Annotated in this window: 18 protein-coding genes and 1 riboswitch; of the genes, 6 read left to right on the top strand and 12 right to left on the bottom strand. The window is 56.8% G+C overall.

Features of this window, described 5'->3' with window-relative positions; translation table 11 throughout:
* Positions 1 to 5: 5 nt before the first annotated feature.
* The 3 genes from ACR0AU_RS06940 to ACR0AU_RS06930 are packed head-to-tail and all read right to left on the bottom strand — an operon-like array spanning position 6 to position 2,466.
* Positions 6 to 839 (bottom strand): transporter substrate-binding domain-containing protein, encoded by an 834-nt coding sequence (locus tag ACR0AU_RS06940; protein WP_170393843.1) that lies wholly within the window; start codon positions 837 to 839, stop codon positions 6 to 8.
* 36 nt (positions 840 to 875) lie between these two features.
* Positions 876 to 1,718: an amino acid ABC transporter permease gene (locus tag ACR0AU_RS06935; RefSeq protein ID WP_170393841.1), complete on the bottom strand. Its 843-nt coding sequence runs from the start codon at positions 1,716 to 1,718 to the stop codon at positions 876 to 878.
* 1 nt (position 1,719) lies between these two features.
* On the bottom strand, positions 1,720 to 2,466 hold the full coding sequence (locus tag ACR0AU_RS06930) for an amino acid ABC transporter ATP-binding protein (protein WP_304621969.1): 747 nt from the start codon (positions 2,464 to 2,466) through the stop codon (positions 1,720 to 1,722).
* Between the two features lie 269 nt (positions 2,467 to 2,735).
* On the opposite strand from ACR0AU_RS06930, the gene ACR0AU_RS06925 reads away from it, so the two are divergent.
* From ACR0AU_RS06925 to ACR0AU_RS06915, 3 genes are read left to right on the top strand one after another with little or no spacing between them, the layout of a single operon-like run.
* Positions 2,736 to 3,314, top strand: coding sequence for a carboxymuconolactone decarboxylase family protein (locus tag ACR0AU_RS06925; protein WP_170393839.1), 579 nt, complete (start codon positions 2,736 to 2,738; stop codon positions 3,312 to 3,314).
* 11 nt (positions 3,315 to 3,325) lie between these two features.
* Positions 3,326 to 3,913 carry a helix-turn-helix transcriptional regulator gene (locus ACR0AU_RS06920; protein ID WP_170393837.1) on the top strand — a complete coding sequence of 196 codons (588 nt, stop codon included), beginning with the start codon at positions 3,326 to 3,328 and terminating at the stop codon, positions 3,911 to 3,913.
* 12 nt (positions 3,914 to 3,925) lie between these two features.
* Complete coding sequence (locus ACR0AU_RS06915; protein WP_170732630.1) at positions 3,926 to 5,314, top strand: MATE family efflux transporter; 1,389 nt, start codon at positions 3,926 to 3,928, stop codon at positions 5,312 to 5,314.
* Here ACR0AU_RS06915 and ACR0AU_RS06910 read toward each other — a convergent pair.
* From ACR0AU_RS06910 to ACR0AU_RS06895, 4 genes are read right to left on the bottom strand one after another with little or no spacing between them, the layout of a single operon-like run.
* Positions 5,289 to 6,533, bottom strand: a complete 1,245-nt coding sequence (locus ACR0AU_RS06910) for an NAD(P)/FAD-dependent oxidoreductase (protein WP_170732629.1) — start codon at positions 6,531 to 6,533, stop codon at positions 5,289 to 5,291. The genes ACR0AU_RS06915 and ACR0AU_RS06910 overlap by 26 nt on opposite strands.
* A gap of 11 nt (positions 6,534 to 6,544) precedes the next feature.
* Positions 6,545 to 7,558 carry an Ldh family oxidoreductase gene (locus ACR0AU_RS06905; RefSeq protein ID WP_170732628.1) on the bottom strand — a complete coding sequence of 338 codons (1,014 nt, stop codon included), beginning with the start codon at positions 7,556 to 7,558 and terminating at the stop codon, positions 6,545 to 6,547.
* Positions 7,559 to 7,618: 60 nt separating this feature from the next.
* Entirely contained in the window at positions 7,619 to 9,139 is a 1,521-nt protein-coding gene (locus ACR0AU_RS06900; RefSeq protein ID WP_480795454.1) for a trimethylamine methyltransferase family protein, read from the bottom strand.
* A gap of 15 nt (positions 9,140 to 9,154) precedes the next feature.
* Positions 9,155 to 11,608: a GcvT family protein gene (locus tag ACR0AU_RS06895; protein ID WP_170732626.1), complete on the bottom strand. Its 2,454-nt coding sequence runs from the start codon at positions 11,606 to 11,608 to the stop codon at positions 9,155 to 9,157.
* A 255-nt stretch (positions 11,609 to 11,863) separates the two neighbouring features.
* On the opposite strand from ACR0AU_RS06895, the gene ACR0AU_RS06890 reads away from it, so the two are divergent.
* The gene (locus tag ACR0AU_RS06890; protein WP_170732625.1) at positions 11,864 to 12,757 is read left to right on the top strand and encodes a LysR substrate-binding domain-containing protein; all 894 of its coding nucleotides are present in this window, start codon (positions 11,864 to 11,866) and stop codon (positions 12,755 to 12,757) included.
* A gap of 54 nt (positions 12,758 to 12,811) precedes the next feature.
* Here ACR0AU_RS06890 and ACR0AU_RS06885 read toward each other — a convergent pair whose 3' ends face one another.
* Genes ACR0AU_RS06885 through ACR0AU_RS06870 form a run of 4 tightly spaced genes read right to left on the bottom strand, consistent with a single transcriptional unit; the run spans position 12,812 to position 15,931 of the window.
* Complete coding sequence (locus ACR0AU_RS06885) at positions 12,812 to 13,825, bottom strand: iron ABC transporter permease (RefSeq protein ID WP_170732624.1); 1,014 nt, start codon at positions 13,823 to 13,825, stop codon at positions 12,812 to 12,814.
* A gap of 1 nt (position 13,826) precedes the next feature.
* Entirely contained in the window at positions 13,827 to 14,774 is a 948-nt protein-coding gene (locus ACR0AU_RS06880; RefSeq protein ID WP_170732623.1) for an ABC transporter substrate-binding protein, read from the bottom strand.
* A gap of 18 nt (positions 14,775 to 14,792) precedes the next feature.
* Positions 14,793 to 15,578, bottom strand: coding sequence for an ABC transporter ATP-binding protein (locus ACR0AU_RS06875; protein ID WP_480795453.1), 786 nt, complete (start codon positions 15,576 to 15,578; stop codon positions 14,793 to 14,795).
* Positions 15,575 to 15,931: a DUF1636 family protein gene (locus ACR0AU_RS06870; RefSeq protein ID WP_480795452.1), complete on the bottom strand. Its 357-nt coding sequence runs from the start codon at positions 15,929 to 15,931 to the stop codon at positions 15,575 to 15,577. Before ACR0AU_RS06870 ends, ACR0AU_RS06875 begins: the two co-directional genes overlap by 4 nt.
* Before the next feature lie 102 nt (positions 15,932 to 16,033).
* Positions 16,034 to 16,241: riboswitch (cobalamin riboswitch) on the bottom strand.
* Between the two features lie 258 nt (positions 16,242 to 16,499).
* On the opposite strand from ACR0AU_RS06870, the gene ACR0AU_RS06865 reads away from it, so the two are divergent.
* Both ACR0AU_RS06865 and ACR0AU_RS06860 read left to right on the top strand, forming a co-directional pair.
* The gene (locus ACR0AU_RS06865) at positions 16,500 to 17,567 is read left to right on the top strand and encodes a catalase family protein (protein WP_170776281.1); all 1,068 of its coding nucleotides are present in this window, start codon (positions 16,500 to 16,502) and stop codon (positions 17,565 to 17,567) included.
* Between the two features lie 18 nt (positions 17,568 to 17,585).
* Complete coding sequence (locus tag ACR0AU_RS06860) at positions 17,586 to 19,247, top strand: peroxidase family protein (protein WP_170732620.1); 1,662 nt, start codon at positions 17,586 to 17,588, stop codon at positions 19,245 to 19,247.
* Here the strand turns inward: ACR0AU_RS06860 and ACR0AU_RS06855 are convergent.
* Positions 19,244 to 22,246 carry an ATP-binding protein gene (locus ACR0AU_RS06855; protein ID WP_480795451.1) on the bottom strand — a complete coding sequence of 1,001 codons (3,003 nt, stop codon included), beginning with the start codon at positions 22,244 to 22,246 and terminating at the stop codon, positions 19,244 to 19,246. The genes ACR0AU_RS06860 and ACR0AU_RS06855 overlap by 4 nt on opposite strands.
* Positions 22,247 to 22,330 lie beyond the last annotated feature (84 nt).

Here is a 22,330-nt window from a genome sequence, read left to right as displayed (position 1 = left end):
ATTGGTTACTGGGCAACCTGGTCTGCCCACTCTTCAGTTGCGAACCAATAGTTGTGACGCTCTTCCAACCAACCCGACCGCCAGTTCTGAGCGATCCAATTGTTGAAAAAATTCATGGCGTCCGGATCGCCCTTGCGTACTCCGAACGCTTCGCCACGCGGATCATAGAGGTTATCGAACGGAACGGTCAGAGTTTCCGGATGACGACCGGCCTCGCGGTTCGGTGTGGGTTGGGCCGCCATTGAGGCATGCGCGTTTCCGTTCAGCACTTCTTGCGTTGATGCACCGTCTTCATCAAACAACAGCAGCGTCGCGTTGGGGAAGTTTTCCGCGATCACCGTAGCTGGTGTCGCACCGCGACGAGCGGCAAAGGTGACCTCAGGTTTATTGAAATCTTCCAAAGACATACCATCGGTCAACTGTTTGTTAGCCATAATAGCCAGGCCCGAATACGCGTAAGGATCGGTGAAGTTGATCGTCAAGTTTCGCTGCGCAGTCACCGACATGCCCGAGATGATCACGTCGAAATTGCCGGATACGAGCGCCGGGATGATGCCATCCCAGGCGGTCGGTACAAACTCGACCTCTACACCCATGTCCTCGGCCAGCTTGCGACCGACATCCAGTTCGAACCCGATCAGATCACCATTCTTGTCGCGCATCGACCACGGCACGAACAGCGACAGACCAATCCGGATCACTCCATCCTGTTTGATCGTTTCAATCACACTTTCGCGGGACAGTTCCTGAGTCGCGCTTTGCGCCCAGCCTGAGGTCGCCATGCCTGTTGCCACGACCGCGCCCAGGGCCGCCCCGAGCATTCTGCGAGATAGCTTCATCTTGGTTCTCCTTGTTGTCCGGTTAAGTTCTTGTGGTTATTGGTCGACGGCATATTTCTTCTCCAGATAGCTAACGCCAATCGACAGGATCAGGGTCACCACCAGATAGACCAGCGCGATAGTGAACCAGATTTCAAAACTCATATACGTGTCGGATATAATGTTGCGCCCGAAGGTGGTGAGTTCGGCCACGGCAATGACGCTGACAATAGCCGAGGATTTGATCAAGTGGACGACCTCGCCCGTCATGGGCGGTAGCATAAAGCGAACAGATTGCGGCAGAATGATATATCTGTAGGTCTGATAGGGGGTCATACCGATAGACTTGGCCGCCTCCCACTGACCAGATGGGATGGCGTTGATCCCCGCCCGTAGGATTTCTGAAATCAAGGCTGAATGAAACACCGCCAAAGTCAGGATGCTGGCGGTATATCGATCAAATCCAAAGATAGGACCCAGGACATAATAGAACAGGTAAAGCAGAACCAGCAGAGGGATATTGCGGATCAGTTCAAGGTAGGCAACCGCGACAGCAGTGCCAACTACCAAGCCGGACAAGCGCAGTAACGCCACTAGCAACCCGATAGCTGTGGCCAGCAGAAACGAGGTAACTGACAGCTTGATCGTGGCAACCAGTCCGATGGGGATTTCGCCCCACTCGAACCCAATCTCGGTGTTGCGGTACAGGAATTGGGGCACGCGATACCACTGCCAATTATAGCCCATACCCTGCGCGCCAACATATGACCCGTAGGCGATCAAACCGACAATAACCGCATAGATCACGACGGACACCAACACCGAGCCAAAGAACCGCTTGTATAGTGGCGGCTTCGGCAGCGCTTGCCCGCGTCCCTGTGATATGCCCAGATCGGTCACGTTAGTGTTCCAATATCTGGTTCAGGAATAGACGGCAGCGCTCGCTTGACGGGTTGGTGAAGAACTGATCGGGCGGCGAGATTTCAACGATCTGCCCCGCCTCCATAAAGACCATCGTGTCGGCGACCTTGCGCGCAAACCCCATCTCATGCGTGACAACCACCATGGTCATGCCCGTATCGGCCAGTTCAACCATCACATCCAGCACCTCGTTGATCATTTCGGGATCAAGCGCGGATGTTGGTTCATCAAATAGCATGATCCGTGTTTCCATGCACAAGGACCGCGCGATAGCGACGCGCTGTTGCTGCCCCCCCGACAATTGCGCCGGGTACTTATCGGCCTGCTCAGGAATATGAACGCGGTCGAGATAATTGCGCGCGGTTTCCTCGGCCTGCGCCTTGGATAGCTTGCGCACCTTCATCGGTCCGATCATCAGGTTTTCAAGCACAGTCAGGTGCGGAAACAAGTTGAACTGCTGGAAGACCATGCCGACTTCCTGTCGCAGTTCACGGATTTCCTTGGCACCTTCATAGACTTCGATCCCATCGATCACGAGACGCCCGGAATTATGCCACTCTAACCCGTTGAAACAGCGGATCAGGGTGGACTTTCCCGATCCGGACGGGCCGCAGATTACCACCTTCTCACCTTGATGAACGGTCAGATCGATGTTCTTGAGCGCATGGAAAGTCCCATAGAACTTATCCAGATTGGTCACTTCGATCATGGGGGAGAGCTGTGTCATGCCGAACCTGTCAAGATGCGGATCAGTTGGCGTCGCTGATCTATGACGCTGTGGTAGTGCGATCGCAACATGAGGTCATGCACGCATGCGCACGAAGTCATTCGCGGCGATTCAGGCAGAGTGGAGAGATCTGGCAAAGCCTCAGAATCCTCAAATTCGTTGCGCGCTGTTCAATATGGTTGCTTAATGTGCAATATTCGTCAATAAAAAACTCAGCCGAACGGCACACGCCGCGAAAATAGAAACAGAAAACACGAGAGGAAACGTGAATGTCCGCCTGGATTCGGATGATATCTGACGAAGATGCCGACGAGCACCTGAGAGCGACTCTGGATCTGGCGCGCACACCACACGGGACCGTGGACAACGTGATGCGCGTGCATTCACTGCGTCCCAACACCATGAAAGGTCACGTCATTCTGTATCGCGCGTGCCTGCATGATGAAGCCAATTCCATACCCATGTGGTTTCAGGAAGTCATCAGCTCTTACGTATCGACGTTGAACACCTGCCCCTATTCTTATGCCAACCATTGGGCAAACGCCCGACATCTGATCGGTGACGACGCACGCGCCGACGCAATCGAGGCCGCGTTAAAGGCCCATCGTCCGCAGGACGCATTTGAAGGTGCGCAGTTGGCCGCGCTGATCTATGCGCAAAAGCTGACCCTGTCGCCGGGTGCAATGGAGGAATCCGAAGTTCGCGCATTGAAAGATGCCGGCTGGGAAGACGGAGAGATTCTCGAGATCAACCAGATCGTCGGATATTTCAATTATGCCAACCGATTGCTGAATGGTCTGGGTGTCACAACGGAAGGGGACGTGGTGGGCTACTACGCCGAGGATTGACGGATTGAATCATGCACGATGACACGCCGGGAAGACAGATTGATCGCGCTATTGGTGCCTCGCTCAGGGAGCTGCGCCAAAGCCGCAAGCAATCCGCCCGTCGGTTGGCAGAACAGTCTGGTATCTCGGCTGCAATGGTCAGCCGTATCGAAAACGGGTTGGTCTCTCCGTCAATCGATACGCTGGCTGCACTTGCCGAGGCGTTGGAAGTACCAATCGTATCGCTGTTTCGCGAAGCGCGGACAGATCACACCGACTATACGCTGGTTCGCCATGGCGAAGGGCTAAAGTCTACGCGACTGGCGGGCGGCCATTCGCACGAATACGTCAACCTTGCGCTGCATTCCCGGAAGGACCTGCGCTTTCAGGCCCGTCGTGTCACGTTGTTGCGCGACGAGGGGCAGCCGCCCACTTATGTCGGCCATGGCGTCGTGTTTGTGCAGGTTCTCGAAGGGCAGGCCATCTATCGCTACGGCGAGGCCCGATTTACTCTTTCAGCAGGAGACAGCATCAGCGTCGATGCAGAGCTGAATCACGGCTTCGAAGAGGTACTGACCCCCGAGTTCGTCTTCCTGACCGTTCAGGCCGAACGTCCGTAGTGGCCAGTTGATATGGCCATCCCAACTGAAATTGATCTGACGCGCGGGCCAATCTCGACCCATTTCCGAACCCTGGCGATCCCGGGCGCAATCGGGATGTTGTTCAACACTCTCTACAACGTTGTCGACATGTTCTTCGCCGGCCTTCTCTCGACCAGCGCGCAGGCAGGATTGGCACTAGGTTTTCAGGCCTTTTTCATTGCCATTTCGGTCGGGGTCGGGTTGGGTGCCGCGATGAGCGCGCTGGTCGGCAACGCATTAGGCGCTGGAGACACTCGAGCAGCGCGGCGGTTTGCGGCACAGGGAATGATCTATGGCTTCATTGCAGCCTGTGTTCTGGCGGCGGCTGGTCTCTGGTACGGCCCTGCGCTGATAACTCTGGTTTCGGAACCGGGACCTTATCGCGATGCAGGTTTACGTTATTTCCACTGGCTCCTATTGGCCTTGCCCGGATTTCTACTGGCCTTCGGTTGCAATGGCATTCTCCAGGCACATGGTGACGCGGTATCGATGCAACGCGCCCTAATGGTGGCGTTTTTTGCCAATATCGGTCTGAACCCCCTCTTGATCTACGGCATTCCGGGCATGATCCCGGGCATCGGATTTGATGGCCTCGCTGTATCGACGGTGATCAGCCAGACCGGTGTGATGGTGTTTCTGATCCGTCAGGTCCTCAGACGCCGCAGGATGAGGCGCATGCGCCCCCGAAACTTCATTCCGCGCCTACAGAAGTTCAAGGAGATCTCGGTTCAGGTACTTCCCACAGCGACATCTTTCTTCGTGATGCTGCTGTCAGGTTTCGTCATGCAGTTCGCCCTGAAAATCTTTGGAGAGCACGCAATCGCTGGCTTTGGCATTGCCATTCGGCTTGAGCAGATTTTGCTTTTGCCGGTGCTGGGGGTCACGGGGGCACTGCTGCCCATCGCGTCCCAGAATTTCGGTGCCCGCGACTATGAAAGGGTACGCGAGGCACTGTTTTATTGCTGGAAAGTCGGGTTCATCATGACCGCCATCGCAGCCCCCATATTGTGGATATTTGGCCGCCTTATGATGGGCTTTTTCACCGACGATCCCGAAGTGATCCGCGTCGGACTTAGCTATCTACGTGTCGATAGTCTGATCCTCCCGATCTACATGATGCTGTTTTCCATCAACTCGCTATTGCAAGCCTTGAAGCGACCGATCTGGACCGTGTGGATCAGCCTATATCGTCAGGGATTTGGCGTCGCCTTTTTTGTCTGGATTTTCGTCGGCCTGCTCGGCTTTAACGAAATTGGTGTCTGGTTCGGCACCGCAGGTGCCGTGGTGACTGGCTGGATGATCGCGTTGCTGATGACGTCCCATGTGGCTCAAAAAGAGCTGGGCGGGCTTTGGCTCAGGACGAGAACCGATCTGGACTGAAGGCTTCTATATCGATGTCCGGTGATCTGCCAGCAATTACATCTGCGATTATACGCGCCGTCGTCGCGCCTAGTGTCAGGCCAAGCTGTCCGTGACCCGTCGCAAAGGCGACGTTAGCCAGTCGCCTGCTGCGGCCAATGATCGGACGTGTGTCCGGTGTAAACGGGCGGCGACCCATCCGGCGTTCCGCATTATCGGTCTTCAAACCCGGTAATACGCGGAATGCACGCCTGACCAGCACATCGGCTCGGTTCCAATTCGGCTGCGCGTTCAGGTCGGCAAATTCTGCGGTACCGGCCACTGCCAGCGCCTGCTGATACGGTGTAATGCCAAACCCGCCTTTGGCATAAAACACCGTATGGCGGAGCTCGACCCCGCTATCTTTCAACGCAGTCGAATATCCGATCACCCCTTCCATCCTCAGTTGAACGCCCAGCGTCTTGGCCAAGATTCTAGACGGCGTTCCCGCAGCGATGACGAAATCATCTGCGCTGATCGATCGCCCATCGCTCAGCTTCACGCTTTTCACATGTTGTCCGTCCTGCGTAAAACCGATTGCTCTTCCTGCGACGACTGCCCCGCCGCGGCTGCTAAAACTCTGCGTCAGCGTTTCAACCAATACCTTAGGGTCCGTCACAAAACTCCAGTCTCTAAGCAAAGCTGCATGTTTGAAATCAGATGCTATTGCAGGATCGATTTCATGCGCTTCCTGACCTGTAACTTGATCAATCGTGCAGCCCAACTCACGCGCCAACTCAAAAGCTGGGCGCATGGTCGCAAGGTCATTGTCGTCGTCAAACAACTTGATTACCGGCCGTTCGACCAAAAGCTCAGGATGGCCTACATCTAAAAGCTGAGCCTTGAAATCCGCTGTTGCAGCAAACGTAAGTCTTGCCAGATCGGAGGCGATTGTGCGCATTTTCGAGCGTCGCGCATTGGCGGTAAACCGTGCAAACCACGGCAGCAGCTTCACTGCTGAAGCCGGGCGCAGTGTCAACGGGGCCTCGGCATCCAGCAACCAGCCCGGCACTTTCATCAGCATCCCCGGCTGCGACAACGGCACGATCTCACCCACTGCGATACACCCGCAGGAAGCCCAACTCGCGCCCTCACCAACCGGACCCGGTTCTACGATGGTGACCTCGTGGCCCTGCGACTGCAATTTCAGCGCACAGGATATTCCGACGATGCCGCCGCCAATTACAACCACCCGTGCCATTACTGGGACCCCTACAGAAGTTCGCGAAGTTGCTTCATCAAGTCCGCCGTGACGCGAACACCATCCGCTTCGGCCGCAGCACGGTTCTTCAAGCGGCCATCTCCGGGAACGCGGGCATCCCCGTTGCCTTCAATCTCAGCGCAGATGCGTTGGACATAGTCTTCAAATGCGGCATTCCCGAAACGCGCCGGATCAATCGCGATCAACGTTGAACCGCCCTTGATATTCAAGGCACCGTGAGCTTCGCGGTTGGCATTGTCCACGGACAATGTTCCACCGGCCAGTGCCGCGCCGAGAACTTCGATCAAGAAGGCAATCGCAGCGCCTTTGTGCTCGCCAAACGGCAACAGACTGCGGGTCTCCAAAATCGCGTTGGGATCGCTGGTTGGCTGACCGTTCGGGTCAAGCCCCGCAGGGCGCGGCAATTCGTGCCCTTCGGCCGCGGCCATCCGGATGTCCATCAGCGCAACCATTGACGAGGCCTGATCCCAAACAACCGGCGCACGACCCGGTCGCGGGCAAGCAAAGGACATCGGATTGGTGCCAAAAACAGGGCGGGTGCCGCCTTGCGGCACCACCATCGAGAGCGAGTTCACAACACCTAGCGCTACCAGCCCAGCGTCCGCCAGCGGACCTGTATCGAAACGTAGTGCCCCCAGATGGTGGCAATTGGCACAAGTAAACGCGGCAATACCATTCGCGCGCGCCATTTCAATAAGCTCGTCTCGCGCTTTGGCGGCCACGATCTGGTAATAGCCATTGTCACCATCTCCGCGCAGAACCCCCGGTGCGATCCGTTCGACACTCGGGTCGGCCTCGGGGTTGGCATATCCCGAAGAAAAGCTCTGCGCATAAACAGGCAACATCCTTAACCCATGGCTACGCGGGCCGTCGCGCTCGCTCATCCGCACAAGCCCGGCCAGAACCGTGCTGCCATGTTCATCCATGCCTGCAGCCACAAGGACAGATTTTGCCAATTCCTCTACTTCGTCGAGTGAGAGAGCGATCGTCGAGTTATCGGCCATGTGCCTAATCCTGTCGTTGGTTGAGGAAACGGGCACATAAGTGCCCGCTTGCAGATCTGTTTAGGCGCTGTATTCCACCCGCTTCTTAGCGACGAATTCATCCAACGCCCCGCGCTGATCGTCCGGCATTGGTGGCTGGACGTAGGTGTTCAGCATACGCTGCGCCTCTTCCGTGCCAACGGTTTCTGCGGTTTTAGCACCTTCTGCTTCCCACTGTTCAAAACTGTCATTGTTTTGCAAGTGGTTCATATGCATTGGGTTTTCGCGCGTATGGTCAGTACCAAGGAAGTGCCCACCCGGTCCGATTTTGTCAATGTCGCCCAGCAACGTGTCCAGATTTTCCTCTTGCAGGCCGCTGAAGAAACGGTGGAAGTTTTCCAACTGCAACGCGTCCTGCACCCATTTAGAGTAGCTGACCCCAAGCGCGCCTTCAAGGAAGCCTGCTGAGTGTACGATGTAGTTTGCACCGCCCAGCAGTACCGGCCACATGGTGTTTGCGGTGTCGAACGCAGCCTGCATATCCGGGGATTTCGATCCGGTCCACATGGTACAGGTCCGCCATGGCACACCATAAAACCGAGCCATCTGACCCACCAGAAGGTTCATCAACCCTGGTTCGGGCGAACCCATCATCGGTGCACCTGTCTTCATCGAAACGCCCATGATTGCTACCCCCAGCACCATCGGGGCTCCGCGCCGGATGATCTGGCTGTAGGCCATACCGGCCAGAGATTCTGCAATCAGCAGCGCGACACCGCCCTGCGGGCTTGCAGGTGTGCTCGCCCCTGCAAGAACAAAGGGCGACAGCAGGCAGGGCTGGTTGGCGGCGGCATAGACGCGCAGGCTCTGCAACATGGTCTCATCCCAGACCAACGGTGTGTTGCAGTTCAGCAGGGCTCCCATCACCACATTGTTGTCAACAAATTCCTCACCAAACACGATGCGAGTCATCTCTACCGAATCCAACGCTGCCTGTTCGGATAGAACTGAACCCTTGATCGGTTTGTCGGTCAGCGTCAGTGCGGCATGAACCAGCTCCAGGTGGCGTTGCGGGACGGGTACGTCCTGCGGCTCGACCGGCAAAATACCCGGTACCATCATCGACTGACTCATCTGACTGAGTTTGAAGAAGTTATGCGCATCCTCCAGCATCGAAGGGCGGCGCACACCATCCAGACCATAGACAAATGGCGCGCCATACGCATTGGCAAAGACCGAATGCCGATTGCCCACCCGCAGCGAGCGTTCCGGGTTGCGCGCGGCATAGCCCCATTCCGAGGGAACGGCCGAGATCAGGTCCATCAGCATCTCGCGTCCGATGCGCACCCGCTCACCCTGCGCATCCGCACCGTACTTCTTCCAATCCGCTAATGCCACCGGATCGCGGAACTCAATCCCTGTGGTTTCAAGTATAGTCATGGCCGCATTGTGGATTTTCTCAACGCCTTCGGGACCAAGCAGATCAATCGGGCCAACTTTGCGGTTCAGCGTCGACAAGTAGACAGGGGGCGGGTTGGTACGAGCCTTGACCCGCGCGGCACGTCCACCGCCACGGCCCGAGCGTGCTTTGACTTCTGCCATCTCAAATCCTCCGGATCAGGCGCGCGCGCGGGCGCTGGTGGGATCAACGGCGCAGGTATCGATCACTTCGGCCTCGCGCATTTCATTGTGGATGAGCACCTGCATTTTGGTGCCGGGTGCCGTCATCTCGTATGGAACCAGCGCCATCGCAATGTCGTGGTTGCAGTAATACGAGAATCCGCCCGAAGTGACGCGTCCGATCAGCTTGCCATCGGCATAGACGCCTTCGTCAAACATCACCGAGGTGTCGCAGAACGGCAGCTTCAGTGTGACCAGTGTGTTGTATCCACCCTGCTCCTGCTGCTGTTGCAACGCGGCTTTGCCGATGAAATCACGTTCGGCCACCTGCCCGCCGATCTTCTCGGTCATTGCAACGAAACGGCCCAAATCGGCCTCATATGGGGTCAGGTCCTTGCAGATTTCGCGGTTGATCGCGCGATAGGATTTCTCAAGCCGCATCGACTCCAACGCTTCAAGCCCGAAGGGTTTCACACCCGATTTCAGCAGCAGATCAACGAGGTGGCGATTGTATCCGACCGGGTGGTGCAGTTCCCATCCCAACTCACCGGTGTAGGAGACGCGCAACAAGTGCACACCTTTGGCATAGCCCACCTCGCCCATCTGTGCCGACAGCCATGGGAATGCTTCGTTCGACAAATCATTATCGGTCAATGGTTGCAGGATGTCCCGTGCCTTGGGCCCGGCCAGTGCGATCACGCCCAGCTGTTCTGAGATATCCTCGATCACCACCGAGCCATCACCTGGCAGCACGCGCTGTAATTGATCCCAATTGTAGGCTCGCCAGTTCGGCGTCGATATCAGGTAGAAATCGTCGTCGGCATAGCGCACGATTGTGTACTCCGCATCCATGCCGCCCTTGTCGTTCAACATCAGCGACAAGGTCATGCGGCCCACCTTGGGCAGCTTGTTGGCCATCAGGCTATCCAGCCATTTGGCTGCACCCGGTCCACGCACTGTGAACTTGGTCATCGGCGACATTTCGATGAAGCCAGCCTCTTCACGGGTGGTGCGCACCTCTTCCTGAACACGCTCCATATGGTTGGTGCGGCGGAAACTGTGTTCGGGGATCGCCTCTTCGGGCGATTTGGCAAACCAGCGAGGAAATTCGTAGCCGTTAAAGCTGGTCCAAACCGCACCTTGAGCCGTCAACAGATCATAGCTGCCCACGGTCTTCATCGGGCGCGCATCCGGGAAGTCCTCACCCGGAACATGCGCATCCATATGGGTGCCCCATGTCTCGCGCACCTTATCCATGGTCCAACGTTTTGAGGCGTAGTCCGAGAATCGACGCGGGTCGAGCTCCGACATATCCATGCCCGGATCGCCATCGACGATCCATTTGGCCAAACGGTTACCAACGGTGCCGCCCCAGAGGATGCCACCTGGCATGCCTTCGGCCAGCCAAAGGTTCTCATGCCCCGGCGCGGGTCCGGCCAGAGGCAGCTCGTCCGGGGTCATCTGGAACGGGCCACGGGTGTTGGCCTTGATCCCAACCTCACCCAAGGTTGGCACCCGTTCGATGGCGCGTTCCCATTGGGTTTCCACGGCATCAAAATCCTCGGGCAACAGATCGGCTCCGAACTCGGGCGGGACACGATCCTCGGCAAACAGTTTGAGGTCTTTGGTGAATTCATACGGCCCGAACTGGATCCCGCCCACATCTTCGCGCAGATAAGCGCCGTAGTCCTCATCCCGCAGGATTGGGAATTCGGGCAAGCCTTGCGTTCGGCGCTCTTTCAACAGCGGCACCGTCTCGGTCGTCCAATACTGGTGAACGATCGGGATACATGGCAGGTCCAGCCCCACGCGGCGCGCATTTTCGCGGGCGTAGTTGCCGGTGGCAAAGATCAGATGCTCGCAGGTGATCTCACCCTGATTGGTGGTCACTTTCCAGTGGCCATTGTCCAGCTTCTCATAAGCCTGCGCTTCGGTGTTCTGGTATACCTTGGCGCCGGCATCCCGCGCGAGCTTGGCCAATGCCATGGTAATGTCCGCGGGATTCACATAGCCGTCTTCCGTGTGCAGAATACCACCCCGAATATCTGAACTTTGATTCAGCAAGGGATGAATCTCGGCAATCTCCTCTGGCGTCAGCAGTTGGCAGGGCACGCCTGCAGCTTCGGCAATCGAGATATAGGACTGGAACTCATCCCAGCGCTTTTCGGTATTGGCGACCCGCAGCTGTCCTACCTTACGCAGTCCGACCGAACTGCCCATCTTCTCTTCCACCTCGGTGTAGATGCGGATGGTTTCCATCGTCATCTTCGACACGTTGTGCGACCGCACAAAGGTTACTAGCAAACCAGCCGCATGCCACGTTGAACCCGAGGTCAGTGTGGTGCGTTCCAGCATAACGGCATCAGAGCATCCATGTTCGGTCAGCCCATATAGAATTGACGCCCCGACGCATCCGCCACCGACAACCACGACTTTTGCATGTGACTGCATACTGCAACTCCTTCAACTTGTGCACGACCAACCGGGGGTCGCATTGCATGAGGAAAGATCGATATGAACGTCAAGAGTTTTGAGGACCTTTGATACATCCATTGATCATGTCTCAAACGGTTGTGGCGAATTTTCACCGTGAACCGCTGGCGGGCAATTGCAAAAAGATTCACTTTGAATAAGATCAGCTAAGCCTGATCTTCGGATAGTGCTTATATAATATTGGATGTACAAACCATCACAGGTCAAATCACCTTGCTCAACAGGCCCTACGATCTTCCACCTGTAAGTTCGCTTATCAGCTTTGAGGCTGCTGCGCGGCATGTAAGCTTCAAGACCGCCGCAGAAGAGCTGAACGTCACGCCGGCCGCAATCAGCCATCAGGTCAAAGCGCTGGAGAACGAGCTGCAATGCGCGCTGTTTCTGCGCCATCATCGCGGCGTGGAACTTACTGAAAGCGGTGCTTATCTTCTTGTTGCCCTTCAACGTGGTCTGGAAGGCATCAGCGAAGCACTTGGGCAGTTGCGGCGTCAATATGACAGAAAAGGTGTGACGATCCGCTCAACCACGGCTGTCAGTTCACTTTGGCTCACCCCGCGCCTTGCGCAGTTCTGGAAGCAATACGGGCACGTTTCCGTGACGCAGGTCGTGACTGACCTCGGCATCGACACGTCAAAATGCGACCTAAGTATCCATTACGGCGATTCCAGTCGCGAAACGGGCATCTTCAAGACACTATTTCACGACAAGATTATGGCGCTTTGCAGCCCAAGGTTTGCGCAACAAAATCCCATCGAACGCGTTGAAGATATTGCCAGGGTCCCCCTCATTCATCTCGACGCTCCGGATACCGGCTGGACCGACTGGCGTGCCTGGACCCAGAAACTCGGCTATGAAGGCCCGCTGAATTCCGCGCATCGGGTCAACAATTACACGATCGCGCTTCAGGCCGCTCAGGACGATATGGGCGCAGTGCTGGGATGGGAGGGACTGACCTCGGAGCTGACCGCATCCGGAAAACTGGTCAGACTGTTGCCGCAAACCATCTCATCGCAACTGGATTTCTACGTGAAACTACACAACACCTCATCCGACCGCGCCAAGCTTGTGTTCAAGTGGCTCGGCCAAGCGGCTGACGGAAAGGTTTAAACTCGGCTCAGACCTGATCAGGACGAAATATCTTGTGAGCGAAGATCGAGGGCCTTACCGTTGATTTCTCGCAGTCCTGAATAAAAGCAAGAATACAAACACCGATCCGATTGAAGTTGTGACGATCCCCACCGGCAATTCCTGCGGAGCCAGCATAAGCCTGCTGAGAATGTCAGAGCCGGTCAACAAGGCAGCACCAACCATAGCGGCGGTAGGTAGAAGGTTTTTGTGCAGGGGACCTGCGATCCCGCGTGCAATATGCGGCACCATCAGACCGACAAAACCAATCACCCCGGCTACGGAAACAAACACGGCCGTTGCCAACGCTGCGGTGAAAAACATGCTGAACCGCAGACCCCGAACCGGCACACCCAGAGTAGCGGCAGTCAAATCCCCGGTCAGCAGCGCATCCAACCAGCGGCTGCGATAAAGCGAATAGCTCAGGATCAGCAGCAGACCGATGCACACCAGCGGGAACGTCTCCCAACGGGCCAGGCCCAGCCCCCCCAGCATCCAGAAGATGACAGAATGGGCGGCGCGGCTATCGCCGGCGAAAATCAGATAGTTGGTTATGGCCGAAAACAAAAACGACACAGCCAGACCCGCAAGGATCAGCTTTTCCGGTGCGCTGGTGCGAAGCCCATGAACCAGCGCCAGCACGATGCCCGACGCCACAAGACCGCCGCAAAAGGCAGCCAGAGGCAGAGTCCAGAAACCCAGAATATCTCCGGTCACGGTAATTACAAACACCGCCCCCGCTGCCGCACCCGAGGACAGGCCGAACAGAAATGGATCGGCAAGGTCATTACGTGTGGTCGTTTGCAGCACCACGCCAACGATGCCCAGCCCAGCACCGATCACGGCTGCAAACAACGCGCGGGGCAATCGCAGGTCGAATACGATCCTATGCAGCGGCGACATCTCTCCGTCCTGCAACCCGGTACCGCGCAATATCGCGGTGAAGGTGTCGGACAAAGGAATCGAGGTTGTGCCGTAGATCGTGGAAATCAGCAAAAGGGCGGTCAGAACGACCGCCCCCAGCAACAACGTCAGGCCCAGTCGGCCCATATTAGCTCTGACCCGAATGCATCGCGCGCGCCATCTTCGAGATCGCTTCGATATTTGCCGGTCCCGGCGTTAGCTCTTCGTAGCGCAATCCGATCCAGCGTTCGTTCTTGACGGCATCAGTCTGCGACATGACGGGATGTTCCTGCAGGAACTTGAAGGTGTCCTCGGCACCATTGCCGGTCTGATAATCCAACAAAACCAGGAATTCCGGGTTCGATGCGGCAACGGCCTCCCACGAAGTGCGGCCCCAGCTCGTGTCCATGTCATGAGTGACGTTTTCACCACCGGCGGCTGTGATCATCGCGTCGGGAATCGCGAATTTACCGGCGGTAAACGGAGCATCTGCAGGACCATCCAGAAGAAAGACGCGGGGCTTGGGCAGTTCAGCAGTCTTGGCTTCGATCGCTGCCAGCTGCTCTTTCCAGCCCGAGACCAGAGCCTCGGCCTTGTCTTCGACTTGCATCACCTTGCCCAAGCGCAACACATCGCCAAACAGAAGATCCATGCTGGCTTCGGGGCGATCCTTGTCCAGATGGACACAGCTTTCCGTTAGAACCAAGGTCTTGATTCCGAACGGTTCCAATGTATCTGGGGTCACATCACCACCCGGCTTCATGCCATAGTACCAACCGGCAAAGAACAGGTCGGGTTCAACCGCCACCAAGTTTTCGACGGTCGGATATTTCGGCGCAAGCTCGGGGATGTCGCCGCGCAGGGCATCAAAATCAGGGCTGGTCTTGTACCAGCCGGTGATGCCGGTCAGGCCGACGATCTTGTCCTGCAGACCCAATGCAAAAGCCATATCGGTCATGTTCATGTCATGCACAACCAGGCGCTCGGGCGCGGTATCAAAAACCAGCGGTTCGCCGCAGTTGTCTACGGTGACTTCTTGCGCAGCAGCACCGCTTGCCATGGCGGTGGCCAACGCCACGGGCCAGATGTATTTCATCTCAGTGTGTTCCTTCGACTAAGTTGAGATTGTGGTTCTTCGAATATCAAGCGCCGGGATCACGCGGCCTTCGTGGAGAAAGCAGAGGAAATCAACGCCGAAAGTTTCGCGGACTCTTTCGGGTGTCAGCACCTTGTCCACCGATCCAAACTCGATCATGCGGGTCGATTTCATCAGCGCCACGTGTGTGGCGAATTCGGGGATCATGACCAGATCGTGTACGATCATGACCACGGTGATCCCAAGCTCGGCGACCAAAGACAGCATCCGCCCTTTTGCATCAGGATCCAGATGGTTGGTCGGTTCGTCCAGAAACAGCAACGAAGGGTTCTGCGCCAAAGCACGTGCGATATGGGCACGCTGACGTTCGCCTCCGGACAGTTGGGCCATGCGCTTGTCCGCGAGATTGGCGAGACCGGTCAGGTCTAAAATCCGGTCCAGCTCTTGCGCTTGGCCTTCGGCAGAGCGGTCCGCACGGATGGGTATTTGCCCCAGCGCAACATAATCGCGTAACGCCAAGCGTCCATCGGGCAGTTCCTGCTGACCTACCACTGCAATCATGCGCGCACGCTCTTTGGCCGTGAGCTTTTTCAGACTGCGTCCTTTGATCCGAACATCACCAAGTGCCAGCGGCTCAGCGCCGCACAACAGATTGAGAAGCGTCGTTTTCCCCGCCCCGTTCGGGCCGGCGATGGCTAGAATGGAACCCTCGTACAACTCGAACGAGACGCCCTGCAACAGGACATCTCCGGTAAGGGCATAATACTCAAGGTTTTCGGCAATCAGAAAGGGTGGCAACGTCATTGCGATGCCCCCTGTTCGATCCGCGGCATGCGCGAGAGGGTTTTATTGAACAACGCCTGCGGGCGATCAGTGGCATTTGTCCAGCCATCCGGGCTTTCACGATACTGCGCTGCAAACTCAGCCAGCGCCTGCACCTCATCCGCGGTCTGAATGCCACCAAAAAGGTATTGCGCCTTTCCTACGGCCTGGAACCCAACCGTTCTGGGACTATCGCAGCCTGCCATGCAAGACGACGCGCGGATCGCAAAACTGCGATGTAATTTCCCAGTCAACGCATTGCAAATTTCATCAAGGGGCAGCCCTTCAGTGCAGCTTTCGCAGACTAGAATGAAATGATCAGGCGTATCTGGCATGGTCCACTCCACTTGTTTCCAAGCGCATGCGGAAGCTGCCGACAATGTAAACACGCGATTGACGCGCCATCAAAGCCTCCTTCCAGGACGCCCCGCCCCGAGTTGGTTAAACATCTGATGGCAGGTCTCCTGACTTGCGGGTCCGCGCTCGGCCAACCTTCCCGACCCTGTGGACCAGTGGCTGTTTGGCCTTGCTCACCGCTTACAGTTGCGGGGGCAGTTACGGAATTGGCACCTTTTGGCAAACCTCACCGTATTCCCTTTTCATCCCGCGGCAACACCACCGGGAACCATCAATCGATTGAGTGCCCGAGAACACCGGACACGTCAATGATAAAGTCGAAGGCGCCCAACTCTGGTCGAGGATCGAGCGCGGGCAACCACGTGTCCGTAGCACCAACCGAATGGGTTGGGCTGCGCGCCGAATTTGTCTGGCCACGGCTGTCCATAGTTGGTGTGTTTGGAAATTAGACAATCTGAGGTAAGCTGAACAAATTTAGAGGTTTAGCTTTGTCAGCGCCTTACCCCTGTTTGATCATTGCCTGGGTTTATCCAAGGAGACGGTTCTTTGACGCATGTTTCGCAAAACGCATTGCCGCCGGATATTGTTGATGATGTCATTGACCACAATCTCGAGGCCGTTGCACGGTGGAAAGGCCATCGCTTAAGGGCTCAGCATGGGCGCAGTCACGGGTGCGTGGCTGCAACATTCACCGTCAGAAACGATCTACCAGAACAGTTCCGTCACGGCCTGTTTGAACAGCCCGCAGACTATACAGCCGCACTTCGCTTTTCCAACGGCGCGCATCTGGATGACCGGAAATCGGATGCCCACGGGATGGCGATCAAGCTTTTTGACGTGCCAGGCCCCAAGCTGATCGACGCCGAAGCACTTGCACATCTGGGGACCACACAACTCAGCGACGAGTTCGATTTTGTATTGGTCGATCAGGATGTGTTTCCCAGCTATGTCCCCGATGAATATGAGCGATTGGGCAGGCTTGTCGCCACATTACAAGCGGTCCAGCACGCGATCAAAGGGCGACGAAAATGGAGCCTTAGGTTGATCATCAAAGGGCTGCGCGCAGGATTTCGAGCCTTCCTCACTCGTGAAGGCAAGCGTCAGTTTCGCGTCGCGAGTGATTTTGCCTCGAACTATATGCACTCGCCTTTTGAGGTCCATTTCTGGTCGACAACACCGTATCGGCTGGGCCCCGATCTAACAGTCCGATACCTAGCCCGCAGCGCTAAACCAAAAATTCCGGCACATCCGGTAGACGACCCAGATGGGATCGGGCAGTGTTTGCGGCAAGACGTGGCCGATGGAGATAATCACTTCGAGCTGTGTGTGATTGAGCCCCCGCGCCCGGCCGACGAATTCGATGTGCTAGACAATCGCATCCGGTGGGCATGCGATCCGCAACCAGATGCACCTCTTGATCCGTACCATCATACCGTCACGCCCGTGGCGGATATCACGATTCCCAAAGGTGCAGAATTTGATCCGCAGAATGGCGACGCGATGAGCTTCTCGCCCTGGCGTGTCACGGCAGATCACGAACCTTTAGGACCGATTAATGCGATCCGGCTCAGAACCTATCTGAGCCTGGCCCGCGCCCGGTTCCCGAATCGATGACCAAACGGAGATGTATTGATGCTGGACGTTGATGATCTGATCAAACTCGGATTCAAGATCTCCCCACCCGTTACGAGCTATTTAGCCGCGATCAGGCTTGCAAACGCCGCGAAGATCCACCGACCGCGGCCCTATACGATGGGCGCAGACTACACGACATGGCCCGGCGTGTTTTCCCATCGCTGGATCGGTCGGCATACAACGCCAGAAGACCTCTCACCCGTCCTGCCGTCGGAAAGCGAAGTTGCTGATCTCTTTCGCCGACGGACACAAATGGATGGCAGCCCGCTTACCTTGATGTGCCCGCAAGGATCGACACTTTTGTTTATCTCGGCCGCACAATGGTTTACCGACAGTTTCCTGCGCACCTTTGGGGCGAAAGGACCGGTTGATCAGACGGATTCGAACCACGAGGTCGATCTATGCCAAATCTACGGGCTGAACGATTTTCAGACCGACATGCTGCGCGAACGCGATCCCGAAACCAATGAATTAACCCACCGGTTGGCCTTTCGTCTGGATACACAAGGAGAGATGTGGGCCCCGAAGCTGTTTCAAAAGAACCAAAGCGGTGGTGTTAAGCTTGCGCCCCCCTTTGATGGCAGTCTTGCCACTGGCGAGAATTGCGGAAAGCCCCTGCACGATCCATGCAAGTTGTGGAATGCGGTGAAACGGGCACATCCGGGTCTCAGCGATCACGCGATTGACCAGCTACTGCTCGATTTTCATGCAACCGGGCTCGATAATGGCAATGGTACCATAGGCTATATCGCGATCAATACACTGATGTTGCGCGCCCATAACACCTTTGCCGATCTGTTGTGGCGCGAAAAGCGCGGCATATCAGGCTGGGACAAAGAGCGTGTGTTCCAGACCACACGCTGCACCTTAATCGCATTGCTGATCAAGCTTGTGCTTGAGGACTACATCGCCCACATCGCCAATATGCCATTCAAACTGCCTGTTGGCGTCAATCGCTGGCAACCGTGGCATCATTCCAACCAGATCGCGATTGAGTTCAATTTGCTCTACCGCTGGCATTCGATGATCCCCGAGCGATTCATAATCGACGGCGCACAGGTTGGCCCGGAGGGGTTCAGATTCAATCCACGACTGGTCGAACAAACGGGATTGGCGGAAATGATCCGATCATTGTCGCGCCAACCTGCGGCCCGCATGTCGCTGCGCAACACGCCCGATTTCCTGTTCCAAAGGCCTGCGCCCGGTGCTCCTGCCCCTGTCGAAGCTACAATTGCCCTGACGCGTAAGGCGCGTCTTCCGTCGCTGAACACTTATCGTCATCATTTCTGCCGCAAACCGCATTCAAGCTTTACTGAGATGGTTGGTGATCAGCCGTTTGCGGACGAATTGATTGCCGACCTGAGCCGGCTTTATTGCGACGTCAATAGGGTCGAGTTGTTCCCTGGTCTCTTTGCGGAACAGCACAAGGGCGATGTGATCATGGGCGATCTGATGACATCGATGGTGGCGTATGACGCAATCACGCAGCTTATGAACAACCCGATGGTGTCCAAAAACTTGTACTCGGCTGAGACTTTTTCAGAGAAAGGTTTTCAGTTGTTGAAGAAAACTTCGTCATTCTCGCAGGTGGCGCGTTTTGTTGGCTTGGACCTGCAACCCGAAGACTGCACTTTAGGTCGACGTCCCGGCGGGACCTAAGACGCGACCGCGCGCTCTTCCAGCTCAGCAATCCGCGCGGCAACTTCCGTATCGGCTGGCCGGATGCAGGCAAGATCACTCAGCGCGCGCAATTCATACAGCGCCGCGCCCTGATCATTTGCCACGGCTATAGCTTCACGCAAAGCCGCCTCAGCCGCATCGAACGGACTACCTTGTTCCAGTAGAAGAGCCGCCTTTATCCGGTGGATTTCAGCCTCATAGTTCCGCTCGTCAGTGTTTTCTGCACATGTCAGACCAGCCTCCACCGCATCCAACCCTTTCTGAATCTCACCCAGAGCAAGATAGCCCCGTGCGAGCTCGGCGTTGACGAGCACGCCAGCCGCCTCGGCACCCGTTGCGTGCATCCTTCCCCAAGCGGCCTGCAGCATGGCCACGCCCTCTGTGGCCTCGCCGGTTCTGATGGCAGCCCCGGCAAGATGGGCCGTCGCAACAGCTTGGTAATAAGGGCCGCCCTTGTCCTGAACAGCCGCGCTCAGCGCCTTGGCCATACGCGCATAATCCGGGTGGTCCATCTGCATGTGGATTTCGGTCAACCAATGCATTGCATTTGCGATGATCAAGGGCTGGCCCGACGCCATCGCGGCGTCAACTGCCCGCTTGGCTTTGGCGAGTGCCGCCTCAGTTTTGCCCTGAAAGCTGTCAACCAGCGCGCTCATACTCTCGATTTGTATCACGGCTGCAATATCGGGGCTGTTTCCAGCTTCGGCGCGATGCGCATCCGCATGAGACGCCGCTTGTTCCAGAGCTGCTGCCGCATCCTGAAACCGACCGCGCGGGGATAGCGCGGCCCCACAGATGTAGTTTCCGACCATTCGGGTGTGGTGATCGTCATACGCATCGATGATCGCTTGCCCCCATTGCTCGGCGTTCTGGTAATCACCTTTGACCATTGCAGCGGTAAACAGACCCCTGCCCGCGCGAACAAGAGTACGTCTGTCGCCCAGCTTTTCAGCCAGTTCAAAACTGCGCCCAAAGGCATCGATTGCGGGCTCGGCACCATAACCGACATGCACGCGTTCGGCAGCGGCCAGAAGGAATTGCAAGTTCAATTCAGCTTTATCGCGTTGGTCTGCGGGCAACTCGTCCAACAGCCGCAATCCGTTTCGGGCATGCTGAGCCCCTTCGCGATTTGCGTGGCGCCTCAGGTTCAGCCGCGCGGCCTCCGACCAGGCGGCCACCGCCTTCGTTGTTTCACCGGCCAGTTCCCAGTGCCGCGCTATTTGTTCAGGCTGTCGGGCGGCTTCCGGTTGGGCGGCAAGGGCTTCTGCCGTGCGTCGGTGCAAATGAATGCGACGGTCCCGCACAAGGCTTTGATATGCCGCCTCACGCACCAATTCATGGCGGAACCGCCAGATCATTTCTGCGTCGTCATTCGCGCCGGGCAGATGTTGCAATATACCCGTGGCGACGAGCCCAAAGATCGCGTCTTCGGACTCGTCTTCAGTCAGTTCACTGATCTGAGCCAGCAAAGGTGCCCCAAAGGCACCACCTATAACAGCGGCCTCGATCGCGGCACGTCGGAGTTCTCCGACCTCGTCCACCTGTTGCGCCAGGAGGTCATGCAACGTGGCGGGAATGTTGTCCACGATACGTTCAGGCGACGCAGCGATGGCGGCAGAGCACTCCTTGATGAAAAGGGGCACTCCATTGCCCCGCGCCAAAATCTGCGCCGTAGTGCGGTCGTCAAGGCGCTCACCCGAGGCCGCCTTGGCCAGTTCTGACGATGTCGCATCATCGAGCGGTGGAAGCGACAATTGCTCAAGAGACGGTATGCTCTCTTTGATCGCTGATGGCGCCGGCATCCGCGAAACCATCAACATCAGGACGGGAAGTGATGTCAGATGCTCGGCCACGTCGCGCAGCACCGAAAGGGTCGATGGGTCGACCCATTGCATATCCTCAACCACGACAAGCACCGGCCCCTCTCGGCTGAGTTTTTGGTAGACGCGGATGAATATGTCACTCAGTTGCGCGCGCAGTTCGTCCTCACTGGTCGTCCCGCTGTCGCCAGGGCCCGGGGCAAGAATGAAATACAGCGTGCGAAGTTGCGCGTCGTCCAGAATATCGCTCAGATGTTCTGACAACCGGTTGCGACGCGCGGCAATATCGTCCTGATTGTGGATGCCGCACCACCGTTCGACCTGTGATATGAAGGGAAAGAACGGTGTGCTGACATGGAACGGACTGCAGTGATAGGTCACCCATGCCTGCGGCCCGACCGACGAACGCAGATCACGGATCAGGTGCGATTTGCCAATCCCTGCCTCACCCAAAATGTGAATCACCCGCCCTCTTCCGGCTTCCACATCTTTCCACGCGCGGCGGAGTTGTCCGCGTTCGGCTTTGCGGCCAAGCAACGGGGTGCGGTTATGGCGGCGTGCCTGATCCTTGCCTTCACCGGTCAATCGATAAACTGGAACAGGCCGGTCGAACCCCGCGAGGTTCTGAACGCCTTGCGGCTCGAACTCCATTTGTTCGGCCCCAAGCGCTCGTGTTGCCGCAGAAACCATTGTTCCACCGGGGGTCGCCAACGACTGAAGACGTGCCGCAAGATTTAGCGTCGATCCAAAAATCGCGTCCGGCTGAATATTGGTCCCAAGCGCGATGTCCCCGACAAGAACTACGCCGGATGCGATCCCAATCCGGCACCTGAGATCGAGCGGACCCGCCATTGCGGGCAGATCAGTATGGATGCGCAGCGCAGCGCGTAGAGCGCGCTCGGCATTATTTTCAGACGCAGCAGGCCAACCAAAGGCGACGAGGATACCGTCGCCCACGATCTGCAGCACCCTGCCCCCGAACTCAACGGCAATTTGTTCGACCAGTTTATGATAACGTAATGTCGTAGACAGCAAATCTTCGGGCTCAAGCATTTGAGCCAATACCGTGGACTCGACAAGATCCACCATCATGACAGTCAGATGGCGGTGCTCCATCGCGCCAAGATCAGTTTCCGGGCCGGTGGGGTGCAGCACCATCAGCGCGCTCCGCGACCGGCGCTCATGCGGCGTGGAGATTTAAGGCCAACGCCTTCCCCGGAACCCAATAACGAGAACATGCCC

The organism is Ruegeria sp. CG1 (genome assembly GCF_056537265.1).
The sequence above is the reverse complement of the archived record's forward strand: the minus strand, read 5'-3'. Positions and strand labels throughout refer to the sequence as shown.